The following is a 21034-nucleotide window of genomic DNA, read 5'->3' on the forward strand; positions in this document are numbered from 1 at the left end:
ATGCATCTCGACAACGCCAAAATCGCCCTAATGCATCTGCTCGACCAGCTGCTCAGCAACGGCCTGGATGCACGCTTCGCCAAAGGCAACCCCAAGTTCCCCCACTCGCTGACCCTGCTGACTCTGGGCTGGTTGTTCCCCATGCTCGACTATGTAATGACCGGGGACGAGCGAGTGGGTCGAGTGCATAAAAAGTTCCTCAATGAGGTACTGGCCAACGGCCTGACGGTGCGCGAGCTGAATGATGCAGATAAAGCCTTGCGCGCCAGCGGAGCTGCGTTTGACCCCAAGCTGCCACCGGCTTTTCTGCTGATTGCCGAACGCTTGCAACCGGGTTTCTGCCTGAGCATCTATCGCTGCCTGGATAGCCTGATCGAGGCAGCGATTGCCTGGGACGGCGAGAGAACCCCGAACGATATCGCTCGCGCAGAAGAGGTGCTGCGCCCGATTCGTAAGCACTTCCGCTTGCCCGAGGTAGCACCTGCGCCGCCTGCAGCTAAAACTGTGGTGAGCGGCAATGGCTTGCAAGAGTTGGAAAGTCTGATCGGTCTGCACAGCGTCAAGGAGGAGGTGCGCAACGGCGTTAACCTCGCCCGCTACCTGCTTAACCGTCGTAACAATGACCTGCCCGTCGCCGCCACCTCCCTGCATATGGTGTTTACCGGTAACCCCGGTACGGGCAAAACCACTGTGGCGCGACTGATCGCCGATATTTACCGGGATATCGGCCTGCTGCGCAAAGGCCATCTGGTGGAAGCAGACCGTTCGAAGCTGGTCGCTCAGTACCTCGGGCAAACACCCATTCAGGTGGCCGAAGTGGTTGAAAGCGCGCTCGGTGGTGTGCTGTTTATCGACGAGGCTTACTCGTTGGTGGTCAATCGCGACTCGGAAGACTACGGCTTCGAGGCGGTGGATACCTTGCTCAAACTGATGGAGGATCACCGTGACGATCTAGTGGTGATAGTGGCTGGTTACACTGACGAGATGCAGCAGTTTATCCAGGCCAACCCCGGCCTGAAATCACGCTTCACCCGCTACATCCATTTTGACGATTACAACGCCGCAGACCTGCAACAGATTTTTCAGCGTCTCTGCGAAAAGCATGAGTTCAATCTGTCTACTGAAGCCCAAGCAACCAGCCAGCAAGCCATCGAACAACTATGGCAGCAGCGCGGCGAAAACTTTGGTAACGCTCGCGAAGTGCGCACGCTCTTCGAGCGCGTAATGCAACTGCATGCGAATCGTTTGTCCCAGGTCGAGAACCCCGACCGAGCAGCGCTTTCGATGCTGACTATCGAGGACATACCGCAATGAGCGATCACGTTCTGAAAGCCAGCATCAGGCAAACCCTGGTCTACATAGAGGCTTATGACGTTGAGTTACTACGCGCAATAGAGGCGTCGTTTAAAGAGGCTTTGAGCAACTGCAACGACGAAGGCGAAGGCGAAGGCGAAGGCGAAGGCGAGAATGCCACGGCAAAGGAGCAGGCAGTACCAGCGCCACCACCAGAACCGCAGCCGACGCCTCAGCCGATGCATACAGCCAAACCGACCAAGACCACCAATGCGGCAGCACCCGCAACTGTAGAGTTGTTTGAGCTTCCGGCCTGGCATTACCAGATGCCCCTTATCGCCGCTATGTCCACAACTGCTCTGCTGTTTATTCTGGCTCGCTAAAGAGGCTTCCATGAACAAAAGCCGCCGTTCATTTCACGGCAAGGCCTTTCAGGTAGTTGATATCTGGCACGCCATAATGACCACCGGCAAATGCTGGTTGAGCCTTGCCGCAGCTGTCGCCATATCAGCAGGAATGGTTTTGCTGCTACTGGCGGGTGAGCGCATGCCTTCATCCTGGCCAGTTTTTTTGCTGCTCGCCAGCTTGCTGTCGGCCACTCCCTTTGCGCTCAAGGTATGGCATGCCCAGTCACCAGGCATCCAGATAGACCCGCAGCAGGCCACCCTGTCCTTCAGCGCCGACGACCTGGAAAACAGCCTGCATGACGTACTCAGCCTGCGCCGCTTATTCGACCACGCCAGGCGCATCAGCATTGCCTTGCATGACATTGAGCGCTTGGATAACGACACCTCCAGCACTGGTCGAGGCCAGCTACGCAGGCGTCGCTTCGCCCTTAATCTGTCAGGCGACTTTGGCTCCTACCAGCTGATGTTTAGCCACAAACAAAAACGCGACGAGTGCCGCACTCTGATCAACCAAACAATGCAACGCATCAACGGGCGCGCGCCCTCCCGCGATCCAAATATCGCCTTCCCTTATTGACGGTCGCCATGAGCAGAAATAAGAAGCAAAACCCCGCTGGCTTATTGATCATCTGGCTCATGGGCCTACTGCTGATCATTTTTACAGTTCTCGCCACCCTACTCATATGGGTTGGCTGGATCATCTGTGAGCAGTTATATGCTCGCTATCCCAGAAGCCCAAATGAAGCCGATATTCTTCTGCAAGAAGACGAGACCCATGAACTCACGCAAACCGAAACGCATATACAGCAGATAGAAGCGCGTCTGACTCAGATTGAAAACGAAGGCAGTGACCTGCGGCGCCGCAAAGATGGCCTGTTCCACGCGGGGAGCGCTCAGGGTTCGAAACTCAACGCGGAAATCAGCCAGCTACTGCACGACTTGAGCGATAGTCAAGCGATTTGCCATGAGCTACAGACACTCCCTGGCGAGCGCCTAAGTGATTGGGCCGCACCACTGAGCCGCTTGCTTGCTTTGCGCTGGGCAGTGGCAATCTATATCAGCTGCAGCGCTTACGCCTTGCTGTTCAAGCCCGCCTCGGTAATTTATATGCATGGCCTGACCCTCGACTGGTTACAGGGCTACCTGCCGAGCGTTTCACTGCCGGTTTATGGCGCAATGGCGCTAGCCAGTATTGTCGCCACTTGCGCTGGCGCAGCAGCCTACTGGCTTTATAGCCGTCTTATCTACAGCCATTACGCCACGCAACTGGAGCCAAACTGAGCTCCTGCTCAGGTAAACTGTCAGCCTGTTTACTTGCCCCGAGAAGTCTCATGCCGATCCGCCACTGCATCGTCCACCTGATCGACAAGAAGCCTGATGGCACACCCGCCGTATTGCACGCCCGGGACACTGAATTGGCGGCCTCGCAGGCCATCGAGAATATGCTCGCGGACCTGAACGAGAGCTATAACGCCAAACAGGGCAAGGCCTGGGGCTTTTTCCATGAGGAGTCCGGTGCCTACCCGTTCAGCGGCTGGCTCAAGCATTACCTGGACGAAGGTCAGGACTTTGCCGCGTTCAGCCGTCAGGCCGTGGAACAGCTGCAGAAGCTGATGGAAGAGTCCAATCTGTCCACCGGCGGCCATGTGCTGTTCGCCCATTACCAACAAGGTATGACCGACTACCTGGCCATTGCCTTGCTGCACCACAGTGATGGCGTGGCCGTTACCGACACGCTAGACGTGACCGCCGCCAAACACCTGGACCTCAGCCAGTTGCACCTGGCGGCGCGAATCAACATCTCCGAGTGGCGTAACAACGCCAACTCCAAGCAGTACATCTCGTTTATCAAAGGCAAGAACGGCAAGAAGGTCTCGGAATACTTCCGCGACTTTATCGGTTGCCAGGAGGGCGTCGACGGCCCCGGGGAAACCCGCACCCTGCTGAAAGCGTTTAGCGACTTCGTCGAAAGCGAAGACCTGCCCGAAGAGCAAGCCCGTGAAAAAACCAAGACCCTGGTTAGCTACGCCAGCAGCCAAGCCAAGATGGGCGAGCCCATGACCCTGACTGAGCTCTCAGGGTTGATCGACGAAGAACATCCCAAGGCCTTTTACGACCATATCCGTAACAAGGATTACGGTCTGTCGCCGGAAATCCCGGCCGATAAGCGCACGATCAGCCAGTTCCAGCGATTTACCGGGCGTGCCGAAGGCCTATCGATCAGTTTCGAAGCGCACCTGCTCGGTTCGAAGGTTGAGTACGATGAAAGCAGCGATACCCTGGTGATCCGTAACCTGCCAACGCAGCTGACCGATCAACTCAAGCGCCGTAAAAACTAGCCATGACGCGCCTGCCTGACCACCTATTGGATAGCTGTCGGTGTGACCCCGCCGCCCCCTTTGGCCAGGACCCGGCGCGTACATTCGGCCTGGATAAACACACGGCGCACCAAGCCATGGCAGAGCTGCGCCCCTGGCTCAACCAACAGCAGCGCATGCTCTGGGCCAATCGCCGCAATGCCTTGCTGCTGATCCTGCAGGGTACTGACTGCTCCGGCAAAGACGGCGTGATTCGCCGGGTGATCAGCAGCTTCGACCCGCAAGGGCTAAGTATTCAAGGCTTTCAAAAGCCCGATGCCTGCGAACAGCGCCACGACTTTCTCTGGCGCTACCAACGCCGCCTGCCGGCGCCGGGCCTGCTCGGGGTGTTCAACCGCAGTTACTACGAAGGGCTGATCAGCGACCCGCTGGACGGCCTGTGCAGCACCGCCGAACTGCCGGCACGCCAGCAGGCGATTGAGGCCTTCGAAGCGCAATTGCTCAGCCAGTCGATTCAGCCACTCAAGTGCTTTCTGCAGATTTCCAAAGACGAACAAAAGCAACGTTTGCAGGAGCGCCTGGAGCAACCCCATAAGCGCTGGAAGCTACACAGCAGCGATCTGCAGTCCTACCGCGAATTCGACCTGCGCCAGCAGCGCTGGGCCGAGCAACTGAGCGCCAGCCATACCGACGCAGCACCCTGGTATGTAATCCCAGCCGATCACCGCTGGTTACGGGACTGGTTCGTGGCCAGCCTGCTGGCCCGCGCGCTGGAACAGTTGCAGCTGGACTGGCCAAGCGCACCCGCCCCGTTCAGCGTGGACGATCTGGAGCACGCATGAAGCGGCTTGTGCTCCTGCTACTGAGCTTCAACAGCTTCGCCCAGGCGGTGCCCGAGCAGGTGCTGCACCCGAACGAAGTGCGCTTTGTCACGGCCAATGCAGAGTTCACCCTGCTGCATGAGATGGGCCATCTGCTGATCAGCGAACTGCAATTGCCGGTGCTGGGCCGTGAAGAAGATGCCGCCGACCAACTTGGTTTTATGGGCCTTTTTCTCCTGCACGGGCGTCACCGCGACGCCGACTTTTACGCCAAGCTGCTGGACGTTGCTGATTACTGGCGGCTGGAGTGGCAGCGCCAGCGCCCCGACGCCCCAGAAATTCACGAGTGGGACAGCCACGCTCTGGACGCACAGCGCTTTTTCAACCTGGCCTGCCTGGCGTATGGCAGCGACCCACGTCAGCTGGAGTGGGTGATCCAGATGACTGGGCTGCCGGATGAGCGGGCTTTTTACTGCCCCGAGGAATACCAACAGGCTGAATACGCAGTGAACTGGATTCGCCAGCACTTCGCCCGCAGCCCCGATCAGCCGATCCTTCACCACCTGCGGGTGGAGTACCAGCCGCCGCCACAGCATTTACCGGGCGCCAGCGAATTACTGGAAAAAGTTCGCGCCTCCGGCGAGCTTGAAGCCATCGCCGCACGCACCAGCAGCACGTTTGCCCTGCCACGTGACCTGAAACTGATCGTTGCCGCCTGCGGCGAAGCCGACGCTTGGTACAACCGCATCAGCGGTGAACTGACGCTGTGTTACGAACGCATTTTGTACTTTCGCGAATTGGCGCGTGAACTGCCCAGGCTGCGGCAACCCTTCTTGCAAGACAGCCGCTCCAAGTAGTGATCACACAGCACGCCAGGCAGGCGCTGCTGACAAGGACCATATGGGTGCGCTGCAAATATGCTGATAACGTGACCCAGCCCTCCCCATTAACGAGGCAAAGGAACGCCCCATGAAGAAAATCATCCTGCTCTTAAGCGCACTGGCGCTCTATCAATACTGGGACAACATCAACGTCTGGCTGCAGCCCGAGCAGGCGGCGCGGCCAAGTGAAGTGGTGTTATACGCCACGCAATGGTGCGGATATTGCGCCAAAACCCGCGAACAACTGGCGAACGACGGCGTGGCGTATCGGGAAGTGGATATCGAGAAGGATGCCAATGGCAATGCCACCTTCAAGGCGTTAGGCGGGCGCGGCGTACCGCTGATAGACATCAACGGCACCCTGATTCACGGCTATAACCCACGCGCGATGCGGGCCGCGTACTAAGCGCCGGCACCCACATCCCTTAGCGCGCCGAGCTTTAAGGCGCTAGAGCGCCTTGATGGCAAAACCGATGCGTGGGAAGTGCACATGCACAGTGCCAGCGCGCGGGTCTTCGCGGCGCAGAATCAGCGCTTCCGTGCCACTGAAGACCAGCTCACCTTCTACCGCGTCCACACCATAATCGACTGCAGAAATAGCCACCTGCTGGCCAATGGCAAAGCCATTCGGGTCAGCCAGGGCGTCATCCGGCAGCGCGGCTGGGGTTGCCTCGCGGGCGATGCCAACGGCTTCTTCTGCAGTCATGTCGCTGAATGAGCCATGCCCGAAATCCAGTACCCGCGCCAGCCACGTGGCCACTGCTGGATAAGCGTCGACCAGCGGCGCAGTCACTGGCGTACCGCGCAGGAACCACAGCGGGTGGGCCATGGCGATATCCGCCAGCGAGGCCTCACCGAACAGGAAGTCACCCGACTCGCGCTCCAACTGCTGCTGCAAGCGCGCCATCAGCGTCGGCCATTGGTGTTTGGCGACTTCCAGCGGCACCCGCGTCGCCAGGCCGCCAGTGAACAGCGCCGAGCGGTCAGCAATAAAGCTCTTGAGAAACTCCGGCGGCAATTTGCCAAACCGCGCAGCGATGGATTCCGGCTGAAACACCAGGCTCACGGCATGCAGAAACACCTGGGTATCGGCCCATTGGGCGAAGCAGGCGACGTTAAATTCCTGGCCTTCGGGAAACAGCGCGGGGTGTTCTTTTCCGCTTCTAGGCGACGGGCGATCAACGCCGTGTCGCAATAAATATCGGCCCCCACCTGCAGCACGGGGGTCTTGCGATAACCGCCGGTCAGCGCGGTCAGATCCGGCTTGGGCATCACCGGCGGGATCATCACCGAACGCCATGACAACTGCTTGAAGCCGAGCATCAACCGCGCCTTTTCGGCGAAGGGCGAGGTCGGGTAATGGTGCAGGATCAACTCGTGCATGGCAGGCTCCGCAAGGATTCAGGTAGAGCAGCAGCTTACCCGTGCAAGCGTGAGCGGCCTACCCGCTTAGCCTGATGTTGGGTTATCAGCCGCACCGATAGCGGCGTAGGCCAATACCAAGGTTTCCTTGGCGGCTTTGGCCAGCCCCTTGATCGCTCGCTCGCGGCGCAGTGCGTCGCCTTTGGCTACGCAGGCCTCGATATACACCAGGGCCTGCGCCGGGCTGGAATGGAAGAAGCGCGCGCCCTTACCGCTCTGATGCTTGGCAAAACGCTTGTGGGGATCGTCACTGATGCCACAATACAGCGCGCCGTTGGCGGCCCGCACCAGGTAGACAAACCAGGGCTTGGCGGCAGATGTCTCAGGCGCAGTAGAGGAGTCGGGCATCAGTCGGATCGGCAGGCAATTAACACGGTCGCCGAGCTTAGCGATTCCTCTGGAACGCCGCCAACCCTTTACCCGCCTGCTGGCGAATGGCGTGCTGTACAAAAGGCGTCCAGCCCAGCAACAAGCCTTTACTCCCCAACGCCTGACGGGCCCAGCGCCACAGGTCGAAATGATCGCGGTGCTCGCAGATCTTGCCGTCGCGAAAGCTGAAACTGGCCTCGATAAGGTTGACCACGGTGCGGCCCGTCTGGCTAAAGGTGTAAGTCGCCACCCAGCGCGCTCGACCGCTGTGATCATCCGCCGTCACGCCCTCGAACGTCAGGGTAAAACCCTGCGCTTTGGCGCACAGCATGCGCCACATATCGCCAGCATCCGCACCACGCAGGTCGGTAAACACGGGGTCGCTAAACCGCACGTCCTCGGTATAACAGCTGGCCATGGTCTCGGCATCCAGCTGCTGAAAGGCCTGGTAGAAGCGGCCGATCAGTTCGGCGTTGGCATGACTCATTGGGCAGAACTCCGTAAGGCGACTGCAGGCAGTATTGCCCTAAAAACTCGGAGTCGCGATTGGCGCAGAAGACAGTCTTGTGTCAATAATCGCCAACCTTGTCAGCCATGAGCCCGTCATGCTGAAAATAGCCCTCTACGTTTGCCCGCAAACCGTCTGCTCCAGTTTGAGTATGGCGATGGATGCCTTCACCCTGGCCAACCGCTTGGCCGAGCAGCGGCTGTTCCAGTTGCAGCGCGTTAGCCTAGACGGGCAAGCGGTCGACCTCGGTTTTGCGCAGATCCAAGTCGATGGTGATTTACGTCTGGCCGAAAGCGCCGACCTGATTCTGCTGCCCGCCACCGGCAGCGCCATCGACACCACACTGGCTGACAACGCTGCCCTGTTGCCCTGGCTGGCACAACGAACGCCCAATCAACAACTGGCCAGCCTGTGCAGCAGCGCCTTCCTGCTGGCCGCCGCCGGTGTACTCGAGGGTCGCCGCGCCACCACCCATTGGGCGCTGGCCGGCCAGTTTCGGCAGCGTTATCCGCAGGTCAATCTGCAGATAGAGCAACTGGTCTGCGAGGACGGTCACCTGCTCAGCTCCGGTGGCGCACATGCCGGGCTCGATCTGTGCCTACACCTGATCGCCCAGCATGGCGGCGATTGGTTGACGCAACAGGTGGCCAATGCGCTGGTCTTCGATACTCAGCGCGGTCAGCAGTCGCGCTTCGCCCCGCTGTTGCCGCCCGCCAACAGCGATTGTCCGCTCGCTCCACTGCTGCAATGGATGCATCAGCATCATGCTGAGCGCATCGACCTCAAGCGCCTGGCCGCCCAGGCCAACTGCTCATCGCGCACCCTGCTACGGCGCTTCAAGACCCGCACCGGGCTGACGCCCAACGACTACCTGCAACGTGTGCGCATCAGCGCCGCACAGCGCGCACTGCACAGCTGCGCGTCACTCGAACAGGTCGCCGAACGCGTCGGTTATACCGACCGCGCCACCTTCGCCAAGCTGTTCAAGCAACTCTGCGGCGAGAGCCCAGGGGCGTTTCGTAAGCGCCTGCGGCAAGCCCGCTGAACGTCGCGGCGGCGTATCAACTTGCCGCGTCAGCGCTTGTCGATCAATACCTAAAAGTCCAAAATGGATTTAATTGTTTAATCCATAACGGAGCCACCCATGTCGACCACCCCCTATGTGCTGGATAAAACCGCAGCAGAGCAGCTGCTTGCCCAGGTCGATGTGCACCAGGCCATGGTCGCCATGTTCCGCGAGCTGGCCGCCGGCAATGCGCTGCAACCCGCGCAGCAGTTGGTAGAGTTCCCCAATGGTGGCGGCGACTTTATCAACTACCTCGGCGTGCTGGCCGGGGCCGGCGTTTACGGGGTGAAAACCTCGCCCTATATCGTCCGCGAGCAAGGCCCGCTGGTCACTGCCTGGACCTTGCTGATGTCCATGCAGACCGGCCAGCCGTTACTGCTGTGTGACGCGGGTAGCCTGACCACTGCGCGTACCGCCGCGACCACCGCCGTCGCCGTGGATGCGCTGGCTGCGCCTCAAGCCAGCCGCCTGGCGGTGATCGGCAGCGGCAACGTGGCCCAGGCTCATGTGCATTACGCCAAGCAACTGCGCCCATGGCAGAGCATTCGCGTGCATTCCCCTGGCCTGGCCAGCAAAACCGCCGCACAACGGCTGCAATTGCAACAGCTCGACCCACGTATTGAACTCTGTGCCAGCCAGGCAGATGCCCTGCGCGACGCCGACGTGGTCATGCTCTGCACCTCGTCAGCCAAGCCGTTGCTGGACCCTGCCGATCTCGATAAGCCGGCACTGATCACCTCGATCAGCACCAACGCACCGCGCGCCCATGAGGTGACGCCGGCCAGTTTGCTGACCATGGATGTTTACTGTGACTACCGCGCCACCACGCCAAGCAGCGCGGGAGAAATGCTGCTGGCAGGTCCGCTCGGCTGGAGCAGCGCCGACATCCAAGGCGACCTGGCCGAACTGGTCAGCACCAAAGCCCTCGCCCGGACTACAGACGCTCGGTATTCTTCCGCTCCATCGGCCTGGGCCTGGAAGATGTCGCCCTGGCCCACGCCTTGTACCAACTCAAGCAGGAGGCATGCTGATGCAGCAGGCGGACTACCTGATCATCGGCGCGGGGATCGCTGGCGCTTCCACCGGTTACTTTCTTGCGGCGCATGGCAAAACCATTGTGCTGGAGCGCGAGCAACTGCCCGGCTATCACTCCACCGGCCGCTCCGCTGCGCTCTACACCGTGGCCTACGGCACACCTCAGGTGCGCGCCCTGACAGCGGCCAGCCGCGCTTTTTATGACGCACCGCCCGCCGGTTTTGCCGAGCACCCGCTACTGACGCCGCGCGGCGAACTGGTGGTGGACTTCACAGGTGACGCCGAAGAACTGCAGCGCCAGTTCGACAGTGGCCGCGCCAGCGTGCCGCAGATGTGTATGCTGACTGCCGATGAAGCCTGCGCGCTGGTGCCGGTGCTGCGCCGCGACAAGGTGCAGGCCGCCATGCTCGACCCCAGCGCCGCCGATATCGACACCGACGCCTTGCACCAGGGCTACCTGCGCGGCATTCGCCAGCAGGGTGGCGAAATCCACACCCACCGTGAGGTGCTGAGCATCCAGCGCGACGGCGACGCCTGGCTAGTTGAGTGTGGCACCGCGCAATACCGCGCCAACGTGTTGATCAACGCGGCTGGCGGCTGGTGCGACCAGATCGCCGCGCTGGCGGGTGTCGCGCCTATTGGCCTGACGCCCAAACGCCGCGCGGCGTTTACCTTTGACGGGCCAGAAGGGATCGACTGCCATGCCTGGCCCTGCGTGGTCAGCCTGGACGAATCCTTCTACTTCAAACCCGACGCCGGCCTGCTGCTCGGCTCACCGGCCAATGCTGACCCGGTCGAGCCCCACGACGTACAGCCGGAAGAATTGGATATCGCCCTGGGCATCTACCAGATCGAAGAACACACCAGCCTGAGCATTCGCCGCCCGACGCACACCTGGGCCGGCCTACGCTCCTTTGTCGCGGATGGCGATCTGGTCGGTGGTTTCGACCCGCAGGTGGCAGGTTTCTTCTGGGTCGCCGCGCAAGGCGGTTACGGCATCCAGACCTCCGCCGCCATGGGCATGGCCTGCGCCGCCCTGGCCCGTGGTGAGCCACTGCCCGAGCACCTGCGCCAGTTTGGTTTAACCGAGGCCATGCTTTCGCCGGCTCGTCTGAGCCGATAGCCGCTCGCAGCGCCCGAGGATGACGCCTCGGGCGCTTTGCGGCACACTCGCAACGCCTCCCAAGCCCGAAGAGTTAGCCGCATGACGCCGCCCCGCCCTGCCCCCGAGCTGGACAACTACCGCACCATCGCCGACGCCATCGCCACGCTGTTCTTCCCCCACGCCGAAGTGGTGCTGCACAACCTGCGCACGCAGAAGGTCGACTACATCGCCAACAACATTTCCAAACGCGTGATCGGTGATGACGCTGCGCTGGAAGACATGCTCAGCGGCGAAGTGGATGAACGCAACATCGGCCCCTACGAAAAGCTCAACTGGGACGGCCAGAAGATCCGCTCGGTCAGCAGCGTATTGCGTGACGCCAGCGGCACGCCCATCGCCGTGCTGTGCATCAACCTGAATATCTCGATGTTTGAAACCGCCAAGCAGGCGCTGGATCTGTTTCTCTCTTCCAGCAAACTGGTGCCGCAGCCCGACGCACTGTTCCGCGACGACTGGCAGGAGCGCATCAACACCTTCCTGCACAGCTGGCTGCGTCAGCGCCAACTCGGCCTCAACCTGCTGACCCGCGAGCACAAACGCGAGCTGGTCGAAGCTCTGCACGCCGAGGGCGCCTTCAAAGGCAAAAGCGCCGCCAACTACATTGCCAACGTGTTAAATATGGGCCGCGCGACGGTGTACAAGCATTTGAAAGAGATCAAGGGCGAGGCTTGAGCGCGCTTATCCGGCAAGGAGTGCCAGGCATGCAACGCTTTATCAGTTTTATCCTCGTAACTATTCAGACGCTGGGCATTCCCCTGGTGGCAGGGCTGTTTATCTGCGCTGTCACAGGTGAGTTGAACAACCAGCGTCTCACGCTGGAATGGCCATTTTTAATTGATGTCAATTCCCCGCTGCTGGAAACCCTGCTGCTCTCGATACCCAGTATGTTGCTCTATGCAGCCTCAGTTAGAGTGCTGAAAAAGCCCATACGGCGAGCTGCCAGCTTTGTTCTGCTCGCTGTGCTTGCGGCCTACTTCAGCTGCGAGGTCTTTGCCCAGGCCTTTGGTAATACCTGGGCGCCGTCAGAGATTTTCTTCGAGCTGTTTCTCGCGCACCGGCACCTACTTGCAATCGCTCTGCTACCCGGTCTGCTGCTGTGGTGGTTTATTGATTTACTCGGCACGTTCATACGCGGACGCCTGCCGCAGGCTTGAGCAGATCACGCCTTTGCAACTAAGTGCGGGCGCCAGGAATGCCGCGCGCGTTTTTCTTCTGCAGGATCATCGAGGCTTCGTTGTAGGCATGCTGGAAGGCCTCGCTGCCTATCCACTCCACGGCCGTGTCTTCATCTTCATTGTGAAAGATCCCGCGATAGACGATCAGCAGCCCCATCATAAAGTCGGTGGCCGCGTCTTCCGCTTCCTCCGCGACCACCAGCTCCAACACCGGGTATTGCAGGAACACCAGACACATCGCCAGCAGGCTGATGCCTTCGCCGATTTTCATCGTCTGGAACAGATCATCGAAGTGCGCCGGGTCGAAACCGTTCTCTTCGATATCCTTGAAGTCGAAGGTGCTCAGGTCGATTTCGACATCATCGAACGGCTCGTTGATCAGCGGATTGGCCAGCAGCGGATGTACGACAGTGGCTTTGGCCTTGCCCGAACGGTTTTGCTTGGCCTTGGCTTTGGACCGCTGGGCACGTTTTTGCTGTTTATCTGGGGAAGCCATAAAGGCGCGTTCCTTGTTCGTGGCAGCCATAGTAATGGCCCGGGATTATCGGGCGCATAGTGTATTCACTCTTGGCTAGGTTCGCCGGTCAGATGCTGATGCGCCTGGCGCAGTGGCTAAAGGAAAGCGCCTAAGGCGTCCACTCCACAGTTTCATAAACCGGCTTCACCGAATTGAACTCCTCGTAATGCTTCTGCGCCTCGGCCCGAGTAGCGAAGCAGAACTGGCCCGCCATCTGATCAGGCTTGAACAACGCCTTTTGCGCATTGGCGAAGCAGTATCCGGATGGGGGGCTGCACTGTACGTCAGGGAAACTGAACGGCCGCCAAGCCTGAGGTTGCTGCTGCCTGACGGTGCTAACAAACGCAGACAGCGTAGCCATCATTCCAGCCGAGGTTATCTGCGGGCTGGCACTCTGGAAGATCGCTGATTGCCAACCGCCGGGCTTCTTCACCACATAGATATAGGCATGGCAGAAGGTGTTGCCCTGCGGCGCAGAAGCAGGCGCTGCAATTACCGGAGTCGCCACTGCCACTAACGGCGGCTGAACAACGGCAGCAACCGCAGCCGGCGTAGCGCGCATCGGAATGGTAAGGGCGAGTTCCTGCTGCGCTCGATTGCGCCATACCGCCAGTGGCGAGCGGTAGCCACTGCGCAGGCGGCTGGTGATTGACTGCACATCATCCGGCCCACGCACTTCCTGGCAAGACACATCGAGGATTACGTCCATCGACTTGAGGCCGGCTTTTGCTGCGGGGCTGTCAGGGGTGACGCTGACCACCCAGGCACCAGTGGGGCTTTTCAGGCCAAGGGCACTGACCAATTCCGGGCTCGGGCTTTCCAGGGTCAAGCCGAGGTCCATAACCTCGACACTGCTGCTGGCGATGTTAGCCGCAGCAGGCGACGCGCTGGTCGGTGCCACTACTGGCGCTGCTGACACGGGCGCGGCCACCTTGGCGGCCTTTTCAATCGACGGAGGGGTCCAGGGCACGCGCACTGTGTCCCAGTTCAGCTGTAGTCTGGTGATGTTTGCAAAGCGCTCGATTGCGGCAGAGGCATTGGCTGGGCTGTCTTCCATCAGGCAACCACCCCGGCCGTCCGTAACCCCGTAGGTCGAGCGCAGCATCGCGTTAAACGCAGCAGTCTCAGCCGCGCCGCCGTCGGAGTAAAAATCGCGATAGGTAAACACCGGGGTCAGGTAGTTGACTGTATCCGTACTTGAAAAGCAGTAGCCATAGGCCGTGACCTGCCCAGAGGCAGGCACCGTGGCCGGGCCGCCAAAGCAGCCCTGCTCGCGGCGCACCTGGTTGATCGCGTCTAATTGCCAGCCATGGGTCTTGACCATGGTCGTGTCACCCATGGCAGCGGCTTTCTGCTGCGCGTCGAGCATATAGGCGTGGCTCTCCTCCAGACTGCTGCAGCTTTTACCGCGCCAGGTGGACGTGGTTATGCCAACCGCCTCTGGCGTCAGCGAGGCCTCCATTGCCGTATGCAAAGCTGGCGCAAGCACCGTGGCACAGCCGGAAAGCCACGCCGAGGCAAGTGCGAGCGCCGAGACACGTAAAAAAATCCGCGTAGGTTTATTCATTGCGCAACACCATCTGTACGTCACGTTTAGCCTGGTTGCGCCAGACGCTGACGGTGGCCTTGTAGCCGACACGCATGCGCGAGGAAATATCCGCAACATCCTGAGCGGTAGCCACTTCCTGACCGCTGACTTCGAGAATCACATCAAGCGGTTTGATGCCTGCCTGATCCGCCGCACTGCCCTTGACGGTGTCTGTCACCCAGGCACCTTGCGCCGAGGCGAGCCCCACCGCTTTGGCGTAAGACGGCGTCACTACGTCCAAACTCATACCCTGCAACGCGGCAGAAGGGGCTTTCAGCGTCGTAGCACTGCCGCGTGCTGCCAGTGGTAGCAAAGGTGGCGGATTGCCCGACGCGGCCACGAGCACGGGAACGCTGTAGAAGTTTTGTGCACGCCAGTATTTGAACTGGGCGCTAGTACCGAGCGGCACTTTGGCAACAGCTACGCGGAAGTCGATGGAGTCTGCAATCGGCTGATCGTTGACCGCCACGATAATGTCGCCACTCAGAATTCCGGCATTTTGTGCACCACTGCCTGGTCCCGTGCGCCCAATCACCACGCCAGAGGTCGGTGCCGAAATACGTGCAGCACTGACGGCATTAACAGTCTCCATGTACACGCCAATAACGCCGCGCGGCAGGTTCGCCTGGGTGCAGCCTTTCTCGTACCAGACCTGGTTGGCAGCGACCTTACGTGCTTCACCTGCCTGCTGTAGCGCCGGCTCAGTAGCAGCCAGATAGCCTGGCACCTCAACCAGCGCCATTTCGATGTACTCGCATGAGCGCGGGCGATAGCGCTCGGGCGTTTCGCGGGTTACTAGTGCCTGTAAGGCAATAGATGGCTGGCCTGCTGCTGTAGGTATGGCGGCGGACGACGAGGATGGCGAAGCACCCGTTTGCGTATCGGCAGAAAGAAGTGGCGCAACGACCATAGAGCCGGCTGCAACAGTCCCTAAAGCCATCACGGTATTTGCATCCACGCCTGGTGCCATCGACGCCCCAATTGTAGCTAGCGTGGCCAGGTCGCCTACCCCGCCATCGGAAGCGCAGCCACTGATCCCCAGCATGGAGAGGACGAGAACCAGATAACGGGCCGATTTTGTAGGGTACCCAACCATTGAAAACTCCAACGCACGCATGGGTGCTCGCTATAGATTTCGGCATCATGGCAATTTGCCCTGATCTTGTATATCAGCCCAACGAAACATATCGAAGGCGAGTAATGATGGGGCTTCCGGAGGCACGCATCAGCGCTTAGTCGTTAGCTAGCGGCCGGCGCAGCATTGCTAATGCCTGACTAAGAAAAGCACAAGCTGATACCGGCAAAAACGCTGTTCCAGAACAGTCTTAAGCCCTCATTAAGTGCAAGGTTTCTGTCCTTCAGCTTGGCTTCAGAATTGGGGGCTAAGGTTGCGCCATTCCCTACGGAGGTTCAGATGAACAAGACCACCCTAACCCTCGCTTTAGCCGGTTTGGCGGCACTGCCAGCGCTGGGCCAGGCCCGCGAAATCACCCTGCAAACCACCTTGAAAGAGTACCGCGGCAACGAGGCCTACCTGGCGTTCTACGTGACCGATGCACAGGGTAATTACCAACGCACGCTGTGGGTCTCCGGCAAGAAGGCCAAGTACTACAAGCACCTGCGTGACTGGGTGCGTGACGGTAACAAGCCTGCCGAATATGACGGTCTCACCGGTGCCAGCGTGGGCAGCGGTCAAACACTGGAGGTCGCCGTCGAGCTCGAGGATGCGCTGATTGATGCCGGCTATGAAATCCGCATCGACAGCGCCGTCGAAGACAAACGTGACAACCGCGCCGAGATCAAAGTGCCGCTCACACAGCAGCCCTCGTCGGCCAGCGGTAGCACAACAGGCTACGTCAACACCTTCAGCTACCAGTTCTAATCCAGGAGCCCGCTCATGCTGCAACGCACCCATGTGGTACTCAGCTTGGTCCTTGGCGTCTTGCTGATGGTTTCGGCGGCCACGGGCCTGGTGTTGTCCAGCAGCACCCTGGTTGATCATCTGCAAGCGACCCCCGCCGCCGGGCAGAATGTCGCCGACGTGGCCGCGCGTATTGCCAGCCAGGTGCACGGCATCGAACGCATCGAGCGCGCACCCAGCGGCGAGTTACGCGTCGCGTTTAGCAATGCGAACGACAGCGCTATCGTGGTGGCGGATCCGCTCAGCGGCTCGGTTATCTCGCCCTACCAGCCGTCCGCCCTGCTGGCCTGGACGCGTAACCTGCACCGCGAGTTGCTGCTCGGCGATCTGGGCCGCTGGCTCAGTGGCCTGGCGGCGCTGGCCTTGCTGATCTTGGTGGTGACGGGCGCTTGGCTGCTGGCACGCCGACTCGGTGGTTGGAGCCGCCTCATGCGGCCTATTCCGGCCAGCAGCGGGCTAATTCACTGGCATATGGTCGTGGCCCGCTGGACGCTGCCAGCCCTGGCGACTCTCGCCCTGAGTGGGCTGTATCTGGCGGCCATCAGCCAGGGCTGGATCAACGATGGTCAAGACGCCTCACCGGCCTACCCAGAAGCCAGTTACTCGGCCCCGGCTGCCGAATTGAGCAGTCTTACTGCTCTACGCAACCTAGACCTGCAAGACTTGCGCGAGCTGGAGTTCCCCAGCGACCCGGACGCCAATTTCTACACCGTACGCACGGCGGCGGGTGAAGGCTTCGTCAATGCCAGTACAGGCCAATGGATCAGCTATCAACAGCACGGTTTTGCCACGCGCCTGTACGAAAACATCTACGAACTGCACACCGGCGCGCATTCGCCACTGTGGACGCTGATCCTCAGCGGCTCCAGCCTGGCCGTGTTGTTTCTCAGCGGTTTCGGCCTGCTCTCTTGGGCGCGGCGCAAACGTCTGGCTGGCGCACGGCCCGATAACACGCCGGCCGATCAGGCGCAGATCATTCTGCTGGTTGGCAGTCAGGGCGGCACTACTTGGGGCTATGCCCGGCAGCTGCAGGAACAATTGCAGAGCCAGGGCCTGCGCGTGCACTGCGCCAGCATGAATCAACTGCAACCGCACTACCGCCAAGCCAGCCAACTGTTGCTACTCACCTCGACCTACGGTGATGGCCAGGCTCCCGACTCGGCCAAGGCGTTTCTCGGGCGTTTGCAGCGCAGTGAGCTGAACCCTGCGCTGCAAGTCGCGGTGCTGGGCTTTGGTGATTCGCAGTTTCAGCACTTCTGCGGCTATGCCGAGCACGTTGAGCAATGCCTAAAGCAACAAGGTTTAGCGGCATTGCTGCCGTTGCACCGCATCGACCGCAACGCCTTGGGCGAGCTCAACCAGTGGGCACAGCGGCTTGGCCAAGAACTGGACGTTGCCCTGCACTTCACTGCGCACGCCAGCCGCGAAACCCCACAACAGTTGCAGCTACTGAGCCGCGAGCTTTACGGCGAGGGCAGCGAGTCACCGGCCGCCGTTTTGCGCTTTGCCGTATCGCCCACCAGCAACAGCCGCTTTGCACCCGGCGACCTGCTGGCCGTCCGTCCGGGTATTGATCTACCGCCACGCTTCTACTCAATTGCCAGCGGTGATGAAGATGGCCTGCTGGAAATCTGCGTGCGTAAACAGCCTGAAGGCCTGTGCTCAAGCCTGCTGCATAGGCTGCAGGTGGGTGAATGTATTGAAGGGGTTATCCAAGCGCACCCCGAGTTTCGCCCGACTGCCGGCCAGCACCCGCTGATTCTGGTGGGTGCCGGCACTGGGCTGGCGCCGTTGATTGGCTTTGTCCGCAAGAATGCCCATCAGCGTCCACTTCACCTTTACTGGGGTGGCCGCAGCGCGCAGTCGGACTTCCTCTATGAAACGCAACTGAATGAATACCTGGCTGACGGACGCCTGAGCCAACTGGGCCTGGCGTTCTCCCAGGCGGTTAAGCCGATGTATGTGCAGGACCGCCTCCTGCAGGACGCCCACAAACTGGTGGCGCTGTTGCAACAGGGCGCGCAGGTGTTGGTGTGCGGCTCCCGCGACATGGCAGCCGGTGTGCGCAACGTGCTGGAACCCTTGCTGCAACAACTGGGTTTGAACATCGAACAACTCCGCCAACAAGGACGCTACCGTGAAGATGTCTACTGAGACCAGCGCAGCGCAGCGCCACAATTTGAGTGGTGCCACCATGGGCACCCGCTGGAGCGCGGTGCTGTATGCACCGGCCGGACTCGACCTGAGCGTGATCAGCAGCGAGCTGCAACAGGCGGTCGATCAGGTTGACCAGCAAATGTCGACCTGGAAGCCCGACTCCGACCTGATGCAACTCAACGCGGCCAACTGCGGCCAATGGCTGAGCGTGCCCGATGAGCTGCTGTGGGTGCTGAGCAGCGCACTGCGCATCAGTGCCGAGTCTGAGGGCGCGTTCGAGATTGGCGTCGGCGCGCTGGTCAGCGCGTGTGGCTTTGGCCCACACGCGCCGCTCAACACCTGGCCGGACAAGCAACCCAGCGCGCGCGAGGTACTGGAACTCGACCCGGACAACGCTCGGGTACGCAAACATGCGCCCGTGACCCTAGATCTCAATGGCATCGCCAAAGGCTTTGCCGTGGACCAGATGGCGCGCTGCCTGGCGCGCCACGGCATCACGTCCTACCTGGTGAGCATCGATGGCGAGATGCGCGTCAGCGGCGTAAAGGCCGACGGCAGCGAATGGTCGGTCGCCCTGGAAAAACCCAGTAAAGGCCAACGCGAAGTGCTTGGCTCGCTGGCTCTGAGCAACACCGCCATCGCCACCTCTGGCGACTACCGCCACTGGCGTGAGCATAACGGCCAGGTGTTTTCCCACACCATGAACCCGCACACCGGCGCCCCGCTGCTCTCCGACCTCGCCTCGGTGTCGGTGCTGTGCACCAGTTGCATGTACGCCGACGCCTGGGCAACCGCACTGATGGTGCTCGGCGTGGAACGCGGCGCGCAGTTGGCCAAAGCCAAAGGGTTGAGCGCCATCTTTGTCCTGCGCGACAGCGATGAGTTGCGCGAAGTGACGGTTGGCCTCTAAGCCAGGCGTCATCGCCTAATGGCTACAACTGAGGCAGCAGCCCACCGACCTAAGCCCTCACGCATGCTCACAAGCCACTGCCAACGCGCGTCAACCAACGCGACAAATCTTGGCCCAGGGATAAGCCTGTCGCCCAGCCGGCTGAATGTGTGTAACGTCTGTCGTCTAAATCGAGCCCACTCGGCCCGCATTAATAGCCTCCAAGGAGTTACAAGCATTGCCTGCTTGGCGTATTGACTGGCGAGCCCTTATTGAAAAGAACCGAGCCTTTGCACCGCAGTTGCTTGAACAGAACATCCGGCGCCTGCGGCTTGCCGCCCCCTGGATCCCGCCACTCAACCTGATGCACCTCTGGTTGTTCTGGCTGCGCCAACCCGAGTCGGTGAATGAAGCCCTGTGGCGTCAGGGCGTGCTGGCCGCGCACGCGGGGATGCTGGTGTTCTACGCCGTGCTGGCGTTGGTCGCCTGGTATTTAGCGCGCCGCCCCGAGTTAGTTCGGCTGCGCCAGCTCAGCGTCAGTGTGGCGGTGATCGGCACGTTAGGTTTCGCCGCCTTACTCAGCGCTATCGATCAGTTGGTCACCAGCAATATCACCCCACTCTTGATCGGTTGCACCCTGGTGGCACTGGTTTTCTTACACCGCCCCCTCTCCGCGCTATGGCTATTTAGCCTGACCCTGGCGCTGTTTCTGTTTGGCATACAACAGACCCAGAGCGTCCCGGATGTGCTGTTGAGCAATCAGGTCAATGGCCTGTCCAGCTGCGCCATCGGCCTGTTACTGGCATGGCTGCAATGGCGCAACTTCATCCAGATCAACACCCAGAAACAACGGCTGCAAGCCCAGGCAAAGCTGCTGGAGGAACAAAACTACACGCTCAGCTACCTGGCCGAACACGACCCGCTGAGCGGCCTGCTCAATCGTCGGGCGTTCAACCATATCGTCGAACGCGAATTGCTGCGTTGCCAGCGCACTCAACAACCCTTGTGTTTACTGCTGCTTGATCTCGACCACTTTAAGGCGATCAACGACCGCTTCGGCCATCCCCTAGGCGATGCGGTCATCAAGCGCATGGCAACTCTGCTCTCCAGCCAGGTACGTGGCCTCGATAGCCTGGCGCGCCTGGGCGGCGAAGAGTTTATGTTGCTGCTGTCTGATTGCGACCGCGAGCAAGGGCTGCAAATCGCCGAAAAATTGCGCCAACTGATAGAAAGCCAATTGCAGGTGGTTGACGGCAAAGCAGTGGCGGTAACCGTCAGCATTGGCATGAGCTACCTGGATGCCGGTCAGTTGAGCAGCTATGAGAGCCTCTACGTGGCCAGTGACAGGGCGCTCTACAGCGCCAAACAAGAAGGTCGTAACCGCGTAAAAATGGCTGCACCTAGCTAAAAATCCTGCTGTGCTGCCGACCATTAACGCCCGTGCGGCGCCCTGCTGATGCCCGCCGCACAGAGCAGCGGCCCAAACACCCATGCAGAACCGT

21 protein-coding genes and 2 pseudogenes are annotated in these 21034 nt (G+C 60.3%); 17 read left to right on the forward strand and 6 right to left on the reverse strand.

Annotation, left to right across the window (positions count from 1 at the left end):
- From ACEPAJ_RS17150 to ACEPAJ_RS17185, 8 genes are all read left to right on the forward strand, one after another.
- The gene (locus tag ACEPAJ_RS17150) at window positions 1-1314 is read left to right on the forward strand and encodes an AAA family ATPase (protein ID WP_425916454.1); all 1314 of its coding nucleotides are present in this window, start codon (window positions 1-3) and stop codon (window positions 1312-1314) included.
- Complete coding sequence (locus ACEPAJ_RS17155; RefSeq protein ID WP_425916456.1) at window positions 1311-1676, forward strand: hypothetical protein; 366 nt, start codon at window positions 1311-1313, stop codon at window positions 1674-1676. Before ACEPAJ_RS17150 ends, ACEPAJ_RS17155 begins: the two co-directional genes overlap by 4 nt.
- 10 nt (window positions 1677-1686) lie before the next feature.
- On the forward strand, window positions 1687-2277 hold the full coding sequence (locus ACEPAJ_RS17160) for a hypothetical protein (RefSeq protein WP_425916458.1): 591 nt from the start codon (window positions 1687-1689) through the stop codon (window positions 2275-2277).
- An 8-nt stretch (window positions 2278-2285) separates the two neighbouring features.
- Window positions 2286-2981, forward strand: coding sequence for a hypothetical protein (locus tag ACEPAJ_RS17165; RefSeq protein WP_425916460.1), 696 nt, complete (start codon window positions 2286-2288; stop codon window positions 2979-2981).
- A 50-nt stretch (window positions 2982-3031) separates the two neighbouring features.
- Window positions 3032-4039, forward strand: coding sequence for a nucleoid-associated protein YejK (gene yejK, locus ACEPAJ_RS17170; protein ID WP_274088132.1), 1008 nt, complete (start codon window positions 3032-3034; stop codon window positions 4037-4039).
- Between the two features lie 2 nt (window positions 4040-4041).
- The gene (locus ACEPAJ_RS17175) at window positions 4042-4860 is read left to right on the forward strand and encodes a polyphosphate kinase 2 family protein (protein ID WP_425916462.1); all 819 of its coding nucleotides are present in this window, start codon (window positions 4042-4044) and stop codon (window positions 4858-4860) included.
- On the forward strand, window positions 4857-5696 hold the full coding sequence (locus tag ACEPAJ_RS17180) for a DUF4344 domain-containing metallopeptidase (RefSeq protein ID WP_425916464.1): 840 nt from the start codon (window positions 4857-4859) through the stop codon (window positions 5694-5696). The genes ACEPAJ_RS17175 and ACEPAJ_RS17180 overlap by 4 nt, the downstream gene beginning before the upstream one ends.
- 112 nt (window positions 5697-5808) lie before the next feature.
- Window positions 5809-6126 carry a glutaredoxin family protein gene (locus ACEPAJ_RS17185; RefSeq protein WP_425916466.1) on the forward strand — a complete coding sequence of 106 codons (318 nt, stop codon included), beginning with the start codon at window positions 5809-5811 and terminating at the stop codon, window positions 6124-6126.
- Window positions 6127-6168: 42 nt separating this feature from the next.
- On the opposite strand, the pseudogene ACEPAJ_RS17190 reads toward ACEPAJ_RS17185, so the two are convergent.
- The 3 genes and pseudogenes from ACEPAJ_RS17190 to ACEPAJ_RS17200 form a co-directional block, all read right to left on the reverse strand.
- A pseudogene (locus ACEPAJ_RS17190) lies at window positions 6169-7103 on the reverse strand (glutathione S-transferase family protein).
- Between the two features lie 66 nt (window positions 7104-7169).
- A complete protein-coding gene (locus tag ACEPAJ_RS17195; protein WP_425916468.1) occupies window positions 7170-7490 on the reverse strand; it encodes a GIY-YIG nuclease family protein in 321 nt (106 codons plus the stop codon).
- 37 nt (window positions 7491-7527) lie between these two features.
- Window positions 7528-7998: a nuclear transport factor 2 family protein gene (locus ACEPAJ_RS17200; protein ID WP_425916470.1), complete on the reverse strand. Its 471-nt coding sequence runs from the start codon at window positions 7996-7998 to the stop codon at window positions 7528-7530.
- 118 nt (window positions 7999-8116) lie between these two features.
- Here ACEPAJ_RS17200 and ACEPAJ_RS17205 point away from each other — a divergent pair, with 118 nt between their 5' ends.
- From ACEPAJ_RS17205 to ACEPAJ_RS17225, 5 genes and pseudogenes are all read left to right on the forward strand, one after another.
- Window positions 8117-9064, forward strand: a complete 948-nt coding sequence (locus ACEPAJ_RS17205) for a GlxA family transcriptional regulator (RefSeq protein WP_425916472.1) — start codon at window positions 8117-8119, stop codon at window positions 9062-9064.
- Between the two features lie 99 nt (window positions 9065-9163).
- Window positions 9164-10116 (forward strand): annotated as a pseudogene (locus ACEPAJ_RS17210) (ornithine cyclodeaminase family protein).
- On the forward strand, window positions 10116-11243 hold the full coding sequence (locus ACEPAJ_RS17215) for an NAD(P)/FAD-dependent oxidoreductase (RefSeq protein ID WP_425918080.1): 1128 nt from the start codon (window positions 10116-10118) through the stop codon (window positions 11241-11243). The pseudogene ACEPAJ_RS17210 and the gene ACEPAJ_RS17215 overlap by 1 nt, the downstream one beginning before the upstream one ends.
- An 81-nt stretch (window positions 11244-11324) precedes the next feature.
- Complete coding sequence (locus ACEPAJ_RS17220) at window positions 11325-11957, forward strand: helix-turn-helix transcriptional regulator (RefSeq protein ID WP_425916474.1); 633 nt, start codon at window positions 11325-11327, stop codon at window positions 11955-11957.
- A gap of 29 nt (window positions 11958-11986) precedes the next feature.
- A complete protein-coding gene (locus tag ACEPAJ_RS17225; protein ID WP_425916476.1) occupies window positions 11987-12439 on the forward strand; it encodes a hypothetical protein in 453 nt (150 codons plus the stop codon).
- Between the two features lie 19 nt (window positions 12440-12458).
- Here ACEPAJ_RS17225 and ACEPAJ_RS17230 read toward each other — a convergent pair whose 3' ends face one another.
- The 3 genes from ACEPAJ_RS17230 to ACEPAJ_RS17240 all read right to left on the reverse strand — a co-directional run bounded on the left by ACEPAJ_RS17230 (window position 12459) and on the right by ACEPAJ_RS17240 (window position 15475).
- Window positions 12459-12956 carry a hypothetical protein gene (locus tag ACEPAJ_RS17230; RefSeq protein ID WP_425916478.1) on the reverse strand — a complete coding sequence of 166 codons (498 nt, stop codon included), beginning with the start codon at window positions 12954-12956 and terminating at the stop codon, window positions 12459-12461.
- Window positions 12957-13086: 130 nt separating this feature from the next.
- Window positions 13087-14544: a S1C family serine protease gene (locus ACEPAJ_RS17235; protein ID WP_425916480.1), complete on the reverse strand. Its 1458-nt coding sequence runs from the start codon at window positions 14542-14544 to the stop codon at window positions 13087-13089.
- On the reverse strand, window positions 14537-15475 hold the full coding sequence (locus ACEPAJ_RS17240) for a PDZ domain-containing protein (RefSeq protein WP_425916482.1): 939 nt from the start codon (window positions 15473-15475) through the stop codon (window positions 14537-14539). Before ACEPAJ_RS17240 ends, ACEPAJ_RS17235 begins: the two co-directional genes overlap by 8 nt.
- 504 nt (window positions 15476-15979) lie before the next feature.
- Here ACEPAJ_RS17240 and ACEPAJ_RS17245 point away from each other — a divergent pair.
- From ACEPAJ_RS17245 to ACEPAJ_RS17260, 4 genes are all read left to right on the forward strand, one after another.
- Window positions 15980-16447, forward strand: coding sequence for a DUF2271 domain-containing protein (locus ACEPAJ_RS17245; RefSeq protein ID WP_425916484.1), 468 nt, complete (start codon window positions 15980-15982; stop codon window positions 16445-16447).
- 15 nt (window positions 16448-16462) lie between these two features.
- A complete protein-coding gene (locus ACEPAJ_RS17250) occupies window positions 16463-18640 on the forward strand; it encodes a PepSY domain-containing protein (RefSeq protein WP_425916485.1) in 2178 nt (725 codons plus the stop codon).
- Window positions 18630-19553 carry an FAD:protein FMN transferase gene (locus tag ACEPAJ_RS17255; RefSeq protein ID WP_425918082.1) on the forward strand — a complete coding sequence of 308 codons (924 nt, stop codon included), beginning with the start codon at window positions 18630-18632 and terminating at the stop codon, window positions 19551-19553. The genes ACEPAJ_RS17250 and ACEPAJ_RS17255 overlap by 11 nt, the downstream gene beginning before the upstream one ends.
- 217 nt (window positions 19554-19770) lie before the next feature.
- Complete coding sequence (locus ACEPAJ_RS17260; protein WP_425916486.1) at window positions 19771-20940, forward strand: GGDEF domain-containing protein; 1170 nt, start codon at window positions 19771-19773, stop codon at window positions 20938-20940.
- Window positions 20941-21034: the final 94 nt, after the last annotated feature.

The organism is Pseudomonas sp. GWSMS-1, from assembly GCF_049847425.1.
Lineage (GTDB): Bacteria > Pseudomonadota > Gammaproteobacteria > Pseudomonadales > Pseudomonadaceae > Aquipseudomonas.